This is a genomic window from Mucilaginibacter sp. (genome assembly GCF_965225845.1).
GTDB lineage: Bacteria > Bacteroidota > Bacteroidia > Sphingobacteriales > Sphingobacteriaceae > Mucilaginibacter.
The window spans coordinates 729,540-748,619 of record NZ_CBDDBL010000001.1; the positions used below are offsets into that span (position 1 = coordinate 729,540).

At 36.0% G+C, this 19,080-nt stretch carries 11 protein-coding genes; 6 read left to right on the plus strand and 5 right to left on the minus strand.

The genetic code is table 11. The features are described from left to right. Positions 1-264: 264 nt before the first annotated feature. Genes ACYZ0U_RS03405 through ACYZ0U_RS03420 form a run of 4 tightly spaced genes read right to left on the minus strand, consistent with a single transcriptional unit; the run spans position 265 to position 6,209 of the window. Complete coding sequence (locus ACYZ0U_RS03405; protein ID WP_461449806.1) at positions 265-2,118, minus strand: HsdM family class I SAM-dependent methyltransferase; 1,854 nt, start codon at positions 2,116-2,118, stop codon at positions 265-267. Further along, positions 2,118-2,834 carry a hypothetical protein gene (locus ACYZ0U_RS03410; RefSeq protein WP_461449808.1) on the minus strand — a complete coding sequence of 239 codons (717 nt, stop codon included), beginning with the start codon at positions 2,832-2,834 and terminating at the stop codon, positions 2,118-2,120. The genes ACYZ0U_RS03405 and ACYZ0U_RS03410 overlap by 1 nt, the downstream gene beginning before the upstream one ends. Positions 2,835-2,836: 2 nt before the next feature. Next, entirely contained in the window at positions 2,837-3,889 is a 1,053-nt protein-coding gene (locus tag ACYZ0U_RS03415) for a hypothetical protein (RefSeq protein ID WP_461449810.1), read from the minus strand. Then, positions 3,879-6,209: an ATP-binding protein gene (locus ACYZ0U_RS03420; protein WP_461449812.1), complete on the minus strand. Its 2,331-nt coding sequence runs from the start codon at positions 6,207-6,209 to the stop codon at positions 3,879-3,881. Before ACYZ0U_RS03420 ends, ACYZ0U_RS03415 begins: the two co-directional genes overlap by 11 nt. 199 nt (positions 6,210-6,408) lie before the next feature. Here ACYZ0U_RS03420 and ACYZ0U_RS03425 point away from each other — a divergent pair, with 199 nt between their 5' ends. Further along, the gene (locus tag ACYZ0U_RS03425) at positions 6,409-7,416 is read left to right on the plus strand and encodes a putative phage abortive infection protein (protein ID WP_461449814.1); all 1,008 of its coding nucleotides are present in this window, start codon (positions 6,409-6,411) and stop codon (positions 7,414-7,416) included. Positions 7,417-7,678: 262 nt separating this feature from the next. Here ACYZ0U_RS03425 and ACYZ0U_RS03430 read toward each other — a convergent pair whose 3' ends face one another. After that, the gene (locus tag ACYZ0U_RS03430) at positions 7,679-12,529 is read right to left on the minus strand and encodes a LamG-like jellyroll fold domain-containing protein (protein ID WP_461449816.1); all 4,851 of its coding nucleotides are present in this window, start codon (positions 12,527-12,529) and stop codon (positions 7,679-7,681) included. 348 nt (positions 12,530-12,877) lie between these two features. Here ACYZ0U_RS03430 and ACYZ0U_RS03435 point away from each other — a divergent pair, with 348 nt between their 5' ends. The 5 genes from ACYZ0U_RS03435 (at position 12,878) to ACYZ0U_RS03455 (ending at position 18,976) form a co-directional block, all read left to right on the plus strand. Next, on the plus strand, positions 12,878-13,612 hold the full coding sequence (locus ACYZ0U_RS03435; RefSeq protein WP_461449818.1) for an NAD(P)-binding protein: 735 nt from the start codon (positions 12,878-12,880) through the stop codon (positions 13,610-13,612). Further along, positions 13,578-14,471 carry a hypothetical protein gene (locus ACYZ0U_RS03440; protein ID WP_461449820.1) on the plus strand — a complete coding sequence of 298 codons (894 nt, stop codon included), beginning with the start codon at positions 13,578-13,580 and terminating at the stop codon, positions 14,469-14,471. Before ACYZ0U_RS03435 ends, ACYZ0U_RS03440 begins: the two co-directional genes overlap by 35 nt. Next, positions 14,452-15,822, plus strand: coding sequence for a hypothetical protein (locus ACYZ0U_RS03445; RefSeq protein ID WP_461449822.1), 1,371 nt, complete (start codon positions 14,452-14,454; stop codon positions 15,820-15,822). Before ACYZ0U_RS03440 ends, ACYZ0U_RS03445 begins: the two co-directional genes overlap by 20 nt. An 85-nt stretch (positions 15,823-15,907) precedes the next feature. After that, positions 15,908-17,011 carry a 3-oxoacyl-ACP synthase III family protein gene (locus tag ACYZ0U_RS03450; RefSeq protein WP_461449824.1) on the plus strand — a complete coding sequence of 368 codons (1,104 nt, stop codon included), beginning with the start codon at positions 15,908-15,910 and terminating at the stop codon, positions 17,009-17,011. Positions 17,012-17,110: 99 nt separating this feature from the next. Next, positions 17,111-18,976 carry a M1 family metallopeptidase gene (locus ACYZ0U_RS03455; protein WP_461449826.1) on the plus strand — a complete coding sequence of 622 codons (1,866 nt, stop codon included), beginning with the start codon at positions 17,111-17,113 and terminating at the stop codon, positions 18,974-18,976. The last annotated feature ends 104 nt before the right edge of the window (positions 18,977-19,080 follow it).

A 19,080-nucleotide genomic window follows, 5' to 3' on the forward strand; every position in this document is an offset into this window, starting at 1 on the left:
TTACAGTAATTTATGCAAGAGAAAACAAGCCAATATATCACTTTTAACATATTGATTATTAATAATTTATATATTAAAATAACCTAAATGATAAAATTTATAATTGCTATTATTTTTTTATAGAACCAATAAAATGAAAATATCTAAAACGTATTAATTGAGTATAATCAACATTTTAGTTAAAACAGGAGGGGATGAATAAAATATTCGGCGTAAAATTAGAAACGTATAAAATAAATTATAGAAGTTGATTTAACTGAAGCATTAAAAAACGTCGTAAATTGCCTCTAGGAAAGCGTTTGGCAATGGGTTATCCAATAACTCATGCCGTTGTGTTTCCGTCAGATTAGGTATCCCAAACTTCTTTAAATAATTTCGACTCATTGAGATATATCCTGAAGCATAGTCTTTAGTTGTATTCCTAATGTAATGATAGAATACATCTGATTCCAAAATTTTCTTTAATACCAATAAGGGTTCTAATTCGTCGCATATTGCTGCAATACCGTTATAAAACAGTAGATCTTGTTCTTCGCACAAAACAAATGTTGGACGTTCACAAATATGTGGGAAGAATAATTTATACCGATAATTGTCCATTGACTGGCGCCGACCGTAAGCATACCAAACTTCATATTTTTTGTTACCCTTATCACGCTTTGAAAGTGCTTCTTTCTGATTCAACAGATAACGATAGGTAGAGGGGTACGATTGCTGCATATCTCTTTCAGATATGATTGTTAATTTCCCATTTACCATTTGATACGGAAAGATGATTTTTTCTCTAATCTTAGTCAAGTCATCGTCCGACTTGATTTTATTTGCGTTTACAACGTTCCTACAAATGTTTATTTCGATTGGATATCTGCCAAATTCATTTTCTAGATAATAAAAATTTTTATCGGTGGCGGTTGGCTTGAACTTATAGATGTCATTTTTTAAAGTCGCAATCCCATTTTTTGTTTTGAACAAGGTTTCAAATGGAGTCCCTGTATTTTCAATTTTAGTAATAAAGTCATCGAGTTCAATCGTGTTTACTAAGTTCCAACCGGAGTTGTGATCTAAGTCAGCATATTGATATTCGTGGAATGTATCAATAATAAGAGAACTTAATTTGCTTGAAGTGGTCCTTTTATATTTAATTTGAGATATGTTTTTAGTAATGAAGCAGATGCATGTATATGTATTTCTTTCATTAAATACCTGTTCACCGCCAAAATTAATGATTTGTAGATTTAATCCCTCGTTGGCAAAATATTGACGTAATGCTCGTCCGTTAATGCTTTTAATAAAGGTATTAACTGTTATATAACCCAATATGCCAGTTTCATTCAACTGTTCTACACCGATCTGAAAAAACGGTATGTAAAGATCAGGATGCCCACTTCTACTTACCTCCCACGTCAATGCTAATTTCAGAGTGTCTTCATCCATATTCCTGGAAGCGACGTAAGGCGGATTCCCAATAACTATATCAAACCCATCTTCTATTTGTTTTTTTTTAAATCCTTCTTTGGGTTTAAAAGTTAGACTATTTTCTACTTTAAAATTAAAATCAAAATCAGTATCCTCGCCCACCTCAATAGCTTGTAAAGCAAGTAAAAGTTTTGCTCGATTTATGCTGTATTCGGTTATATCGATTCCGAAAATTTGCTCTTTGTATATTTCTTTATAACTTCTATTTGATAGTCTTTTAAGTTCGGAGCTGATAGTAAGCAAAAATCCACCACATCCACATGCAGGATCATAAGCTGTTAATTGAAATGGACCAGCTGGTGTACGGGAAATAGTTTCTGATACAATGTAAGATCTTATGTGTTTAGGCGTGTAGACCGCTCCATTCACTATTTTGTCTGATGGAGAGATTACAAACTCAAATAATTCAATTAAATCTTCAAAATCAAATGTGTTGGAGGAAGATAATATTAGTTCAATAAAATCTTTTTGTATTGCGGATTCCTCACTTTTTACAGGACTAATTACATGGTCTAAAATTAACAGATTTGTTTTTACTACCAGCCGATTGTATTCCAAGTATGTGGTAACTATTAAACTGTCAACAAATTTAGGTTCTGACGATGAGTACTGACGAAGAAAATTAAAAATTTCTTTTTTCATTAATTAATTACCATGTACAAAGGAAAGACCTTAACCAAATTGAAATTGGCATGTTTAGACGTTCCATTAAACGAGTTGAAATAAGGTAACCAATACCTTTTCTGAGCCCGGTCAATTATCTCTTGGTAAACCTCGTTATCTAAAATGGTTTTGACAAACGGATACTGCTTCTTGTTGTAAAAATTATTTATTATAAAGTGAAAGCCAAGGAATAAATCCATTGGCGGGTGTGCTAACCTTGGTGCGCCCATAAATAAATTATCTCCTGTGTTTGTTCCTATCAATTCATCACCTCCAGATTGGAAATGATAATAAGGATGAGTTGTTTTATGTTCTTTAGCTCCTTCTTCATCCTTATCTAATCTCCACCAATTGACATATTCTTTTTTACTTTTATCACGACCAACAAGTTTTAGACGAAATAAATAGCCTTTATTAATCAGGTCATGACTTTCTGAATTTTTATCTTGATCCAGTTCACAAATATGATCCCAATAAATAGACAGATTTTCGACTTCATTCGGAATTGTACCGCCAGTCTTGGAGTTAACATTAAAAACTATGTCTTCAATATTTATAGAATAGTCTTTAGAATATTCAAATTTTGCTTGGAAGTTGTAAATTTTGCTAACATCAATAGGAGGATCTATTTCTGCGATGAGAGCAAGAAAATCTGATAAGTCTTTAACGAAAGACGATTTGTCCCAAATATTCATTTTTATAAATTTTTGGCAATTTCTTTTAATCTTTCCTTGTCAAAAGGTTTGACAAATTTGAATAGTTCAGACGATTCTAAACCGGCTTGAATAGATATGTATTCTTTTTCTTGCCACGGTTTTAGACTTCTTTGATGCAACTCTAAACCATCAATCGAATCTATACCGACTTTTAACTCTTTACATATTGTCCAATAGTTTGAACTCGATGCATGTTCAGTTTTGGTTTGCGCAGATAAAGATTGTAGTTTAGTCACCTCCTTTAGTTTTTCTACCCGTTGTTCGGCAGGTAAGCGCCGGAGACTTATTCCATTAGTTTGTTCTTTCCACCACATATCGATCTCATCACTCCACCATCTTATATAAGCGTTAGAATAGATTCCCTTATACTTAAATTGATCTAATTGAGTTTTTAGTTTTTCCCAATCTGGTGATTTCTTCGATAATCCCAATCGTGCTAATAGGACTTCCTCGCCTATTAATACCCCAATAGAGCGTATGACTTGATTTAATATATAATTATTGAAAGCAAATACATCATTATTTAATATCTCGCCCGTCAATTGTTCAATTATCCTGTAGTCTAACGTGTTTAATTTTTCTTTAGAAATCCCTAAACAAGTGACTATGTCTTTATTTGTGCCTAATACAGTCTGGTAAGCTTCAATGGCACAATTAAAACGAGTAGAAAACTTGTCTAAATTTTTAAGAAATGTTTCTTTAGAAACTGAATAATCAAACAAGTCTTGACTGGAGTAATCCTTATAATAATCAGTAATTTTCCCTTCTGTCGAAATAAGTACAATTGGTATGTCTAAATGAGCAGTACCTCCAATAGTTCTAATGGTCTGTGCTATTGTCGGCGCATCGAAAATAATTTTATTGTTTTCAGTTAGCCTAAAATCAAGCAACAACAAATCGTATTCTTTGACTTTTCCTATTAATTCTTCTAAGCTATTGGGATTATAATGATCCGCTGAAAAACCTTTTGACCTAAGATCGTGAACAATTGTACCAGGGTCTAAATCTTCAATATATAAAATTTTATAGGCCATATTTTTCGAGGTCTTTATCGGTTGACTTGGGTATTTCTACTCTTATAGTAGTTGAATAATCTTCTTTTGGTGATACAACAGACACATTGCCACGGTAACTTTTTACTATATCCCTTACGATCTTGAGCCCCAAACCCGTACCCAATATTTCGGAGTTTTGATTTAAGCTTTGAAAGTCATTTGGCGATGTTGTTGTGAAAAATTCATCAAATATTTTTTGCTCATTGGCTTCTGAAATACCATCCCCATTGTCTGAGAATTCGAGATATATTAAGTCATTTTCTTCTCCACATTCCATAAGAATCTTACCTGCAATATTAACCCTTTTGATAGCTTTTTTTGAATTTGTGTAAAAGTTAAACAATATTGATGACCATTCAGATGGGTGCATCGGCTTAGTAAAAGCCCGATACTTATGAAACTTTGGATCAATAAATTCAATTCCAGCTTTCATAGCATCAGCCCCAATTGATGATATAAAAGGCTTAACGACATTTCTTAAATCTAAGGGACGCAATTCCCGTATAACATTTTGCGAAACAACATCGTCAAAGTATGACGTATATGTGTGAAAAGACGAGAAGTTATTATCCAAAATTGTTATTCTTTCTAATGCTATTTTATCCTCTTGGAGTTCAGAAACTAAAAACCTAATATCACTTTGAATATTATCCATGTAGTATTTTATCTCATGGATAAATTGTGCAATTGTTAAGCCCACGCTACTTAGTACTCTAAGCATCGACTTTTCTTTTATGGTTTTTTCTTGCTCAGACTTTTGAATAGCTTCTATTTCTTTTATAGCCTCTTGAACTTGTTTGATCCTTTTTTTTCTTTTCTTCTTAGCTTCAAAACCTCCAGTTTCGCTTTCTATTTCTTTATCCAACTCCTCAAGAGTATGAGCAATATTTTGTATTCTAAACTCTATCTTTTCCCAGTTTCCTTCTTCATCTTTGGTTTGCGATGTAGTAATTTTGATGTTTCTTACTTCAGCAACTTTTACAACTCCTGTAATCATTGTTCTGTAAACAAAATTTTGTAATTGTATGAAGGCCTCATTTTCAGTTAATCCTTCACGGCTTGAAGTCTCGTAAAAATTATTTTCTTTATCTGTTAATTCAACAAAGCCAAAAAAATTATTATTTCCATGCGAAGGCAAAAGAGTCCTTGTTCGTAAAGATTTATCCAATTTTAACCAGTCATCGCTGGGTTCACCATATGGTAGAACTCTGAAACCATTTCTATATAATCTAATTCCCCCTTGAGTTTGTGCAAGTCTCCTGATATTAGTTGCCTGCATACTCGGAATTAAATCATTGTCATAAATAAAATAGTAGGCTCTAAATTTTAAACCAGTTAATTTGTCGAAAGGGGCAGCGTTATTATCAGGATCATTACCTATTTGGCCAATTTCATTTATATCTAATTTTTTGCTATCAATTGAATATATTCCTAAACCGTTTTCATCTATGTAGCCTTCGATTGTGGCGACTGCATGGTTGTAAAAGGTAACAATCTCATTAGAAATCGTTTTAACCTTTTCGCCAACAACTTTAACAAATTGAAATTTAAACCCAGGATCTTGAGTTTTTTCAATCCGTTCTTTGTCGTCTTGTTTTTTATTTGTTGTTAAGGGAAATGGTTGAATTATATCAGCTACATAATTGTAAATTCTTGAAATTGCTGCCTCGGTCCATTTTTCTCGGAGGTTATTTATAAATAATGTTGTGCCTTTCTCTCGTGTTTTAGGGATAACCTTTAGGTTATTTGATACCGACGACAGGTTAATATCTCCTTTATATTCATCCCAATTAATAGTGAGCATTAAAGCCTCTGAGGAATTTTCTGTTTGGGTTACAATTATTAATTTGGTTCCTAATCTTTGCACAGCAAATCGCCCAATTCCTTTTTGACCAGCTCTCCGTCTTTTATATTTTTTTGAATAGGGATTATGAATTTTATCGGTTGATGATATTCTCATAAATCCATTAAGCAATTCATCTCGGGTCATTCCGTCACCATCATCTTGAATTGTCAAGGTGCCTCCAATATTGTCAGAATCAATAAATGATAATTTAACTTCAATGGAATCTGCATCGTAAGCATTCTTTACAAGCTCGGAAACTGCAGTTTCCTGCCTTGCAACAAGTTCCTTTCCTAACCTGTCAATTAAACCAGCATCTATAGAAAACCTAACTTGCGAATTATCAAGATCAGCTATGTGATTAGATAGTTGCAAAATTATGTTGTTATCGGAAGTTTCTTTTTGAATTTCTTCAGTTAACTGTCTCTTTAGTTCTGAAAGTGTAGCTTTTTGCATCAATAATTATATCAAATCGAATTATTTTTATATGTTCAGTTTATATTAGGGACTTAAAACAAACTTATAAGTAAATATAAGAAAGATCGTAGGTATTAAATTTAAATTTATTTGCTGAATATTATCGTCGATAGTCACAACAGTTCATTAGCTTTTACATTTTGCCTTGAAAAGCTTTTAAAATGAAATCCTATATCTTATGAATGACTTTTTATTAAGAAATATAAGGTTCGTATTATGGTTCTTAATCGGACTTGTACTGATCCACGTTATAATTTTATGGCCGATCAAATCAAGTTTATCAGCAATTTATAATGCAGTAAATTCAATCGCCCCAATTGTTGCCATAATTTTAATTTATTTAACATTCAATCAGCAAAGACGACAGGTACAAGAGGCCGAAACCCAAGTTTCTATTGCAAAAAAGGAATTTATAAGGAGTGGCAAAAGTGATTTTTTAAACAGAGTCGATCAACATTTTATTTTATCATTAAATATTCATAGAGATAACGTTGCAGCAATGAATTTCAAAGGGCAAGTTATCGGAAAGGATTTTTTCGTTGAGGTGATCAAGTGTTTCAACGATATTTTTAATGAATTATACATAAAGCAGAATGATGAAATACACAGATATCTAAAAAGAAAGTTATCCAAAAATGATTTTATTGATATCTCGTACCGTATATTATTTTACGGGATAGGATTAGAAATACCCATTGAGACGTTAGACCATAATTTTAAATCATATCATAGCTTTTTAAAACCCGATTTAGAGGGCGATGGAGGTTTTGGTTGGTTTATTTATGGCTTTTGGTCTAATCAAACAGCTATGCAATCCAATTTATCTCATTACTTTAGGCATCTTTATCATACAATCACATATATCCACGATTTGGAAATAGATCAAACAGAAAAGGAGTTTTATATAAAGAGGATTAGAGGACAGTTTTCAAATCATGAACAAGCACTTTTTTTTATAAATAGCTTATCTATCGGAGCAAATTGGCGAAAATATAAAAGTACTCCGGAATCGACCCCTATTGATTTGATTAGCACATATGAATTAATTAAAAATTTGCCGGGTAACTTTTTCGAACATATCAACCATAAATGTTATTACAAAAAAATTAAATATGAGGAAGATCATGGAATAGCGTTTGAAGAAACACCAAAAGGCAAACGGTGCCACGAGCAATTACCAGCGTAATTTGCGTTTTATTTCTACATACAATTTTCCATACAAATTCTTTTTTAACCAGATTTAACTTGTTTTCACATCAGATAATTGACCGCATAATTTGGAAGAAGGACTTAATGAGTTATATAACAATCTTTGATCAGTTTGCTCAACAGATTACTCGCCCGAGAGATTCGTCGGGACCACAGAAAAGCCTCTCACTTTAATGAGAGGCTTTTTGCTTAAAGAATGACTCATTGTGGGTTATTGCATCACCATAACTCACCTTAGATTATTCTGTTTTTATAAACTTAGTTTTTCCTAATACATGGCCACTGGTATTTGTCAATGTAATAAGATAAACACCCTCTTTATAACTGCTTATATCTTCTGTCCAGGTATTGCTATTCAATATCCGGTGATCCAATAAAGTGCCCGATGTATTATAAATATCTGCAGTGTAGGTTGTTATTGCTGTAGCCGGCGTTGAGTTAATTAATATGTTGATTATGTCTTTAGAGGGATTGGGATAAACACTAAAATAACCGTTAGACGAAACATCGCTATATCCAATTGTCACTGTTTGTGAATAAGTAATATTTCCTAACACATCGGTTTGAGCCAGCCGATACATGTTATTACCGATAATAGGGTTGGTATCAATATAACTATAATTACTGGCGTTTGTGCTTTGCGTATTGTAAATTGTATTAAACGTATTGTTAGTAGTCTCCTTTTGCAATGAGAATCCGGTATAGTTTCCTGCATTGTTAGCCAGCCAGTTTAATTGTACACCATTAGTTACCTTTTGGCCGGCAAAAGTTAATAGTTGGTAAGGTGGCAGTTGTTTTAACTCTATTACCAAATCAAAACGGTTAGCACCATAAGATGCAGTATCGGTTGTTACGCTTAACGGGTAACTCTTTGTTTGCAATAAGTTTACCGAATCCTTTAGGTAATGGTCACGAAGGTAAACATTATATAAAGTGTCAATATTTTCAATGTCAGCAAGGTGAAGCATATAATTACCATAGCTGGCTGCTGAAACATACAGCTTCACCACTTTTCCTTTGCTGTAATCAGCCAGCTGGTTAATGCTTAATCGGTGGTTATCGGATGAATAGCTGGATAAGTACACCGATGTACCGTCAAGATCTATTGCATCTTCGTTAGGCACATATTTATCACTCCATAAAGGGCTGAAATAAATACCTGTTTGGGTATAGATCAAACTATCCTGATTAAGCTGAAGGTGCAATCCTGCAAGGCCGGTTGGTAATGTAGCTGATGCGGTGATATTTCCAGCATTGCCCTTTTGGTTCAGGATTAATGGGTTGGTTGAATTTGATGTAAGAAGTTGTTTATTTACCTTCACATCTTCTTTAAATGTCAAGGTATTGCCTGAAGCCATGTTGTGTACAAAAAAGCCCTGTCCACTTACAACATATTCCCCTGCAGAGTTTGCTGATGTTGCTCCCGAAGAAGCATTATAACTTTGGTATGCACCATTAGGTGCTTGCAATTCATCAAAAACAGGAGTAATATTGGCTGAGTTATCGTTATAAAGCTGTTTCAGGTCAATAGTACTTGCATAAGGGTTTCCAATTTGATGAAGCCCGGGTGTAACCGCGCCTGTTATAGCTGTAGGCGTGTAGGTCATCGCTGTACTGCTGCTAACACCATTGGTTACGTATACCGGGATAGTCCCCTGATTTAGTGTACCGGTTGCAACTACTGTTGAGGCATGAGGCGTAACCGTGGTAAGCACATCGCCCGAAGCAGTATTACCAACATAATAAACCAGGTAAGCATTACCAACCGGAACCAGTATTTGGGGATTAACGGTGCGTGCAACATTTGTTTGTAATGTGGTTATAGCATAGGTAGTTGAATTGCCATAAATAGAATTTATGCCAACATTTTCGCCACCTGTGTATTGAATATGATTTACAGGACGTGTTTCGTCAAATAAATACATCAGCGGATTAGTGGTAGTTTGTGTAAAGCCTCCTGTAGTTCCGGTAGGGCCGCCTGTTATCATATTGGCTGTTAAATAGTGCAGGTCAATGTTTGCTTGTGTGCCTGATTGATTTACAAGACCACTTATATTTACCGGGGAAGATAAAAAGCGGTATCCGCGGTAACCTGTGCCGCCGTCAATATAACGTTCAACATTAACATTGCCGGTTATTGCGCATGACGTACAGTTTGTAGCTACCTGGCCCACAGTAGCTGAACCGGATGCATTAGACTTCAGTGTTAATGAACCACTACCTGCATTATCTATTACCAGGTTACCATTAGTCATGGTTAGTGTATTATATAAATTAACCGCGCCGCCACTTATAATAACATTACTTGCCTGCGTATTATTTACAATCATATTACCCAGGTTTGTTGTTGTGGTTGATGAGCCATAAAGGTATTGCGGAGACGAAGTTATACCATTCCAGTTTATTGTACTATATATAGTGCCATTTGCGCCTATAAGCTGGGCTGCGCCACTGGCGGAGTTATAAATATTACAGCCTACGCTTAATGTATAGGAGCCCAAAGTAATTTTGGCGCCGCTGCCTAGTACCAATCCAAACACACTTAGGTTACCGGTTAAAACCGGGTAATTGGCAGATGTGCCTAAATTGGGAATATATAATGTAGTGGTACTATTATTTGGCGGAGCAATGCTGGCAGCCGATGGCATAGCTGATGATGTATTTGTCCAATTGCTGGCGTTAGCTGGGTCTGTGCTTGTTGCACCAGTCCACACATAAGTAATACTTGCGCCTAAAGCTGCATATTTGTTAGGTGTATAAGCAGTAATTGCCGTATTGCTGTAGGTAAAAGTTGTGGGATTAGTTTGGTTATAATATTCTGCTTTTATCCAATCGGCAGATTTTACCGCGGTTGATACCCGCACCTCATCCATCATTCCATAAAAGTCATGCTGAGGCGCACTACTCGAGCCTATATAATCCTGGCCAATAACAAGTGGTGTATTACTTGCATCTGGTGCCGCGCCAGGTGCGGTACCAGCTAACACGCCATCAACATAATTCAGGAAATTTGTGCCATCATAAACACTTTGAATATAATGCCATGCAGGGGTAGACAGCGTAGATACAACTGTGCTAACCGTACCTGCATTATTTATTACCGCCGGCGATCTGGTTTCCGTTTCTACTTTTAAGGTAGTTGTTGATGTGCCATGTAGGCTCATTGCATATCCATTACCAAGGTTGCTTTCATTCGTTACAACTTTTTGGTACAAATTGGCAGGATTTGCAACCGAATTTACCCAGGCAGACAAAGTAAATGTGCCTGTTATATTTGTATTTGTGCCTGCATTTTGAATAATGCTTGAGCTTAACGCGTTAGATGTGGTTGTGCCATTAAATAAATACCCGCCATTAGTTTGGCCTGCAGATAATTGTATTTGCCCTGTAGCAGTGGTTAATTTGTTACTAACACCATTTAATCCATTAGTTGTAGCATCAAGTATGGTTGTTCCGGTTCCTTCGTTAAAATGATATACAGCCTGGTAATCGGTATTCCAGGTGGACTGTGAAAATAATGCGGTATGCCCTGGTGTAGATGCTCCAAAATAAAATGTAAGCGCCTGGTCAGCTGATGTTAAGGCCGGTACCTGCACCCAGGCAAGTAATATGCCATTAGTGGCGTCAAAGCTTTCCACCTGGTAAAATAGTTCTTTTTGATCACCTACTAATGTAAAAGCAAAATCATAATTATTTGCTGTGGCATTTCCATTTGTTGGCGATTGGACATTGTTGGAGCAACTGGAGTTGTATTTATTTGATAATGCATCTTCCTTAATATAAACCAATACCGGAAAATTATTAAGTGTTGTTGATATGCCGCTGCCACCAACACTAATAGCAGATGATTTTATAGTAATTGGCTGGCTAAACGCATAGCCTGCTGTTGTTACATTAAGGGTTACAGTTACAGTTAATGAGTAAGTGGCTACGCAGCCATTTGCGTTTTTAATTGATAAAGAAATCAGTTTATCGCCAACTGTAGGAAACTGAACCTGGAATGTTGTTCCCGAGCCGCCTACAATTGATCCATCAGCCAAAGAATAACTATAGGTTGATGTAGGATCTACTGCTGCTGCTAATGTAAATGTTGATGCCGAATTTACATAAACTGCTGATGGTGCCGTAAACATAGGGTTAGGCAAAGCATTAACATTAAGCGTTACTGTATTTGATGTAGTGGAGGAGCCATTGCTGCTGGTGACCACGCAATATAATGATGCGCCGTTAAAATAATTTCCCGGTCCAGGAGCTATATTTAAAGTAGCTGTTTGGCTGCCAGAGTAAGTGCCATTACCATCGGTATGATCCGGTTGAAAATTAGCGCCGTTTACATACCATTGATAGGTTAGCCCTGTACCGGTTGCTGCCACCATAAATGTGGCGGGAGATAAACTACAAACCGTTACACTGGTAGGTTGTGTTGTAATAACAGGTGGTATAATAGCTGTAGCGGTTACAATATTATCTGCACGGATACCATCTATATTAAAGCCTGTTATCTTGATCTCATCGATGTCATAAAAACTTGAATTTGATGCAAGGTTGATCGTAGTTTTAGTTGTTGTACTTAAAGTGGCCGTAGTAACCGCCGAACCAATGGCAACGCCGTCCTTATAAGCCTGTATACTTACCGTTCCGGGAGAAGACACCTCCTCTAAATCTATTGATGATAATTTAAATTCGCCGCCGGCTGCAGGCAAAGTGGTTGCTGTTTGGCTGTTAGCCGCCCCGGTAGCAGCGCTCATTATATAAGCGGCAGACACATTGGCTCCCGATGCCGATCTATTAAAATATATCATGCCATCACTACCTGAGTAGGTATAGAACCCAACTTGTAAATATGGGCCTCCTGCTGCTTCGCCCGTGCCTTGCGTTACAAATTCGTAACCAACACCGGTATCATTAGTATAACCGCTGGCCGTAGTTGGTACAAAACAGGCATAGGCCGAACTTCCAACTATTTGATTGGCGCCTGTAGCATATTGAAAAGTTATTGTGCCTGTTGGGGGTGTTTGTGCAAAAGAATTAAATATTCGAGCAAAAAATAATAAAGAGAAGAAAAAATATAGCCGAAATAAATTTTTCATGGATGATTAAAAATGCACTTTATAGTAAATACATTTATGAATTTTTTAATTTTTCCCATGAAATTTATCAAATAATGTAATTGTGTAATCAATGGTTAAATTTTAGTGTAAGTTATTTGTAATTGTGCAGCAAATATACGATGAGCATGTAATAATAGTTTTTAGATAAATGATTTTTATTGAAGAGTAACCAAGCTGATAGGGCTCTAATTTTCATTATATAATCAAAATAAAAGCCTTTTTTGTGTCCAACAAAAAGCTCGGTTATGTTTTTTTGATTTTAATGATAGAATGGAATTTTTAGTTCTATATTAATGCCAAAATCCTGAATGGTTATAATATACATTTATGAGTAAAACTGCAATAATTATTGGTGCCGGCCCCGCCGGGTTAACCGCGGCTTACGAGCTGCTCACCCGCACCGATATTAAGCCAATAATTATAGAAAAATCAAATGATATTGGCGGAATATCTAAAACTATTGTTCACAATGGTAATAGAATTGATATTGGGGGGCACCGGTTTTTTTCAAAATCAGATGTTGTTATGCAGTGGTGGCAAAATATATTGCCTTTGCAGGGAGCCGAATCAAAAGACGATATTTTAAAAAATATTCAATATCAAAATAAAAAAACGTCTGTAAAGCTTTCAGTAAATGGCCCGGATCCTGAAAAGGTTGACCAGGTAATGTTGATACGGAAACGATTATCGAGGATATTTTTTCTGAAAAAATTCTTCAACTATCCAATCACTTTAAGTAAAGAAACCATCATAAATCTTGGATTTTTCAGGATAATTAAGATCGGCGTATCATATATTTGGGTGCGAATATTCAAGGTTAAAAAAATAGAATCGCTGGAGGATTTTTTCATTAGCAGGTTTGGTACAGAACTTTACAAAACGTTTTTTAAAGATTATACCCAAAAAGTATGGGGTGTGCCTTGTAACGAAATAGAAGCCGATTGGGGTGCCCAGCGTATTAAGGAGCTGTCTGTATCCAGAACGATTGCACATGCTATAAAATCTATCTTTAAAAAGGAAGACAGCATTGAGCAAAAAAAAAACAGATACCAGCCTGATTGAACAATTTATGTACCCTAAATTGGGCCCCGGGCAGATGTGGGAAACTGTAGCCCAAAAAGTGGAACAAATGGGTGGTACTATAATAAAAAACTGTGATGTTGTAAAGTTATCAATTATTCAGAACGGAGTCTCAGGGTTAAGTTATATTAATAATGATACCCATTTACAGTCAGAAATAACAGGTGATTATTATTTTTCCACCATGCCTGTTAAAGACCTGATAATAGCGATAGGCGATGACGTGCCTGCTGAAGTAAGGCAAGTAGCAACCGGGTTGCAATACCGCGATTTTATAACTGTGGGCTTGCTGCTTAATAAATTGAAAATTAAAAATGAAACAGAAATATTATCTGCCAATGATTTGGTGCCCGACAATTGGATCTATATTCAGGAAAAAAATGTAAAACTTGGGCGTTTGCAGATCTTTAACAATTGGTCGCCTTATATGGTTGCCGATAGTAATAAAGTTTGGTTAGGGCTTGAATACTTTTGTAATGAAGGCGACGAGTTATGGGAAATGACCGATAGTGACTTTATCTCTTTTGCAATTGATGAACTGCAGGAAATTGGGATTATAGATAAAAATGAGGTGGTTGACCAAACTATAATCAGGATACCAAAAACATATCCGGCTTATTTTGGAACATATACACAGTTTGACGTGGTTAAAAACTTCACCAATAAACTGGAAAACTTGTTTTTAATAGGCAGAAACGGCATGCACAAATACAATAACCAGGATCATTCAATGTTAACTGCTATTGAGGCGGTAAACAATATAATCGCCGGCGAAAAATCAAAAGAAAATATTTGGGCTGTAAATATTGAAGAAGAGTTTCATGAAAACAAAAGTGAATAATCTTAAATCAAAAATTCAGTTGTTTTCAAAAACAGGGGCATTAAACAAAATTATTGCTTCACTGCTGTTATCGCCGCTAACATGGATCATGCTGACATGCGGAATTGTACGGGTGCTATATTATTCAACACTCTTAAATACGCAGGATGTAGATTCTCCGTCCTATCTTAATTACAACTATAATTTATTTAAAGGAGAAATCGGGGGTTTCAGGACCCCGGTATATCCTTATTTTATTAAATTAATTGGTTTTTTTAACGAGCAGAACTTAATTGAGAATGTTACCATCTGGCAGTCAATAATTTCTTTTTTAACTATTGCCCTTTTTTACAGCTCTGCATGCATTATTTTAAAAAGCAAGCAAATAGCAGGTATAGCTACATTGGTTTATGGTTTAATGTTCCCCTTAATAAACTTTGATAAGATTATCCGTACCGAATCACTCTCTATATCGGTTGTAGTATTGTTTCTTTACTTAATTATTAGCTACATTACTGCGCCAAAAACATACAAGGCAATGGGTTTATCGTTCTATTCTTTTTTTGCTTTGATGTTACGCCCATCGTTTATATTCCTGATCCCGTTTTTAATATTGTTTTGGGTTATCAGGTTTCTAAAATCAAAGCAGGAAATGAAAACATGCTTTTACGGGATAGGATCGTGTATTATTGTGATTTTTTTAATTGTCGGATATTCCCGGTTAAATGACAGGGAAAATGGTTTTAACGGAATTTCCTCTGTTACCAATATTAATCAGCTTGATATTCTCATCTATGATAACATGTACATGAACGGGAATGATCCTGAATTATCAAACTCGATAAAAATTGGTTTAACCAAGCCGCAAACCCTCGGCGGGCATTGGAATTTGCTCGCTGAAATTAACGCTAAATACCCTCCGCACAGGATCAGCCAGTTTATCAGCCAATGTATAAAAAGTCAGCCCGGCGCGTACATTAAAGGTATTTATCATACCACAACAAGTTTAAAAACCGAAAATATATTTACAAATTATGCAGAACGTAAAACCAACTCTTTGGCGACCATAATAGATGGCTTAGAATCATTTATTTTTTACATTACATTTAATCTGTTCTATATATTTTTATTAGTTGACCTTATAGTAAATATTACAGAATTTATCAAACACAAAAGAATCCTTTGGTTTAAGATTGTTTTATGGATCATTTCCTTCGCACAGTTGGCTGTGGCTATAATCGGTGCCCAGGGCGAATATCAACGACTTATAGTTCCGTGCATACCTTCGGTTATTCTGCTTTTGTTTTGTTATATCGATAGGTATAGTTATTCAATCGACAAAAAAAGATTGGATAATTATAATATATACTAATACAGTATTTCCATTTTATATCTGTACTTTCATACTACTATCCCACTCAATCCGGATGGATTGAACCATTTATTAGCAAGATATTTTGAGCAAGCAAACTTATTCTATTATTATTGGAAGCGGGAGTTATATCCCAAAACACGTAGTTCCTAACCAGGATTTTATAAATAACGAATTTTATGGTCCTGACGGACTGAAGTTAACTAAGAGCAACCAGGTAATCATTGATCAGTTTGAGCAGATTACGGGTATCCGGGAACGGCGTTATGTTACAGATGATTTGCTTACTTCGGATATTGCAGCTTTAGCGGCGCTTGAAGCAATTAGTTCCGCAAAAATTGACGGGGAAACGCTGGATTATATTATAGTTGCACACAATTTTGGTGATGTTACAGCAAATAGCTCACACAGCGATATGGTACCTGCCCTGGCATCAAGAGTAAAAAACCAATTAGGAATTGTTAACCCGGATACGGTTGTATACGATTTGCCTTTCGGCTGTGCGGGTTGGTTACAAGGATTGATACAGGCAGATGGTTATATCCGTTCCGGAGATGCAAAAAAGGTGTTAATTATCGGTGCAGAAACACTATCACGAATATGTGATCCGCACGACCGCGATAGCATGATTTATGCCGATGGTGCAGGTGCTGTAATTTTAGCCGCTATTGAAAGTGAAGAACCCGTAGGGATAATAGCGCATAAATCAAAATCGTATGCCAATGAATTAACTTATGTGTTAAAAATGGCTAAATCCGCTCAACCCGGGTATATGGAAGACAGGCTGTTTTTAAAAATGCAGGGCCGTAAGCTATATGAACATGTGTTAAAACTCGTTCCGGCTATTATAAAAGAATGTATTGCCAAAGCCGGTCTTTCAATTGATGATATGGATAAGTTGCTCATTCATCAAGCAAATAATAAAATGGATGAGGCCGTACTTAAACAATTATATGAACTATATGATCTAAAATCCACCTCAGTGGATATTATGCCCATGACGATATCCTGGTTAGGTAACAGCTCGGTTGCAACCCTGCCTACTTTGTATGACCTTATTGAACGTAATAAATTTGAAGGCCAAAGTTTTACCCCGGGTAAAATGATAGTTTTTGCCTCTGTTGGCGCAGGTGTAAATTTAAATTCGGTAGTATACAGGATCCCTTTTAATGAACAGATGAGTAATTAAAACGCCTGTTTATTCCCTGTTGGCTAAGGTTTAAGTTAAATTTTTTCAGACAAAACAAAATAAGTTCATAAATTAGGTTTTTCATTAAAACTACCTTACATGTTGAAATCAATCCTGCTTTCTGCTTTTGGCTGCATAGTATTATCATATGCAAGTGCTCAAACATTAACCATTCCGCAGGGAATAGCACAAGCTTATTCTAACGGTACCCGTACATTAAGCGGCAAACCCGGTAAAAAATACTGGGAAAATCACGCCCGCTATACTATTAATATGTCGATCGCCCCGCCAAACCGTATGATAAACGGTGTAGAGGATATTACATACTTTAATAATAGCCCCGATAAGTTAGACAGCTTAAATATAAAGCTGATTGAAAACGTACATAATGCAGCAGGGCGAAGAGGCGCAGTTGCAGATACTGCGGCAGGTGTAAAAGTGGATGTTATTCAAATAAACGGTGCCAAAGTAGCCTGGGACAATAGCACGGCAACTACTACTAATCAAATGGTAGGTCTGGCGAAACCCTTAATGCCGCACGATTCGGTTAAACTTCATATCAGCTGGCATTACCAGTTATCACTTAGAGAAGGGCGTGAAGGCGTGTTGGATTCAACCAGTTTTTACCTGGCTTATTTTTACCCCCGTGTAGCTGTTTATGATGATTATAAAGGATGGGACACCCAGCCACACACAGGCGGGTTAGAGTTTTATAACGACTTTAGCGATTACAAACTAAGTGTAACCGTACCTAAAAACTATATTGTTTGGTCTACAGGTATTTTACGCAACCCTAACCAGGTATTGCAACCTGTATTTGCAAAAAAATTACAGGAGTCAATGACAAGTGATTCTACTATTCATATTGCTACGCCACAAGATCTTGCAGCTAAAGATATCACCACTCAAAATGAAACCAATACCTGGATTTGGACCGCTACTAATATTACAGATGTTGCCTTTGCAGTAAGTAACCGTTATGACTGGGATGCTGCAAGTGTTGTAGTTGATGATCAAACACACCGCAGGGTAAGTGTACAAGCCGCTTTTGACGATAAGTCGAATGATTTTCATCATTATGTGCAGTTCGCGCGTAATTCGCTTGACTGGTTTTCTCACAACCTTCCCGGTGTGCCATATCCATTCCCTAAAACAACTTCAGTACAGGGATTTGCTGACATGGAATATCCGATGATGGTAAATGACAGCCACGAAACCGATCTGAAGTTTGCCCAATTAGTTCAGGACCATGAAATAGCACACACTTATTTCCCTTTTTACATGGGTACCAATGAGAGCTATTATGCCTTTATGGATGAAGGCTGGGCAACGACGTTTGAAATACTCATCGGTACTGCAGAAAGAGGCAAGGCGGCAGCTGATGAATTCTATAAAAAATTCCGTGTTAACAGGTGGACCCATGGCCCGCACGACAAGGAAATGCCGATCATTACGCCATCGCCACAAACTACTTTTAACGCAGGCGATAACTTTTATGGTAAGCCTTCATTAAGCTATCTTGCTTTGAAAGATATGCTGGGCGATGAGTTGTTCAAAAAAGCACTTCATAACTACATGAACAACTGGAACGGCAAACACCCTATTCCATGGGATTATTTTTACTCGATGCAGGAAGGATCAGGAAAGAAACTGGATTGGTTCTTTTATAACTGGTTCTATACTCCTTATTACATTGATTTGGATTTGGAGAAAGTTGAAAAGGCAAGTAATGGTTATGACCTATCAATAAAAAATATTGGTGGTTTTGCTGTTCCGTTTGATGCTATTTTAATTTATGCTGATGGTACAACAGAAACTATCCACCAAACGCCGATAGTTTGGGAAAAAAATCAAAAAGATATTGTTGTAAAAATTAAAACACCAAAAGAAGTAAAATCTATAACCATTGATGGCGGAATATTTGTAGACGCCGATATGAAAAATAATACCTGGGCAGCTAATTAATAAAGCCGGTCACTAAATATAAGCCCCGTAGGATTTTATTTCTTATGGGGCTTTTTCAATAAGAAAAGTTGGGTTTTTATAAATGAAATAGCTTAATTATATAT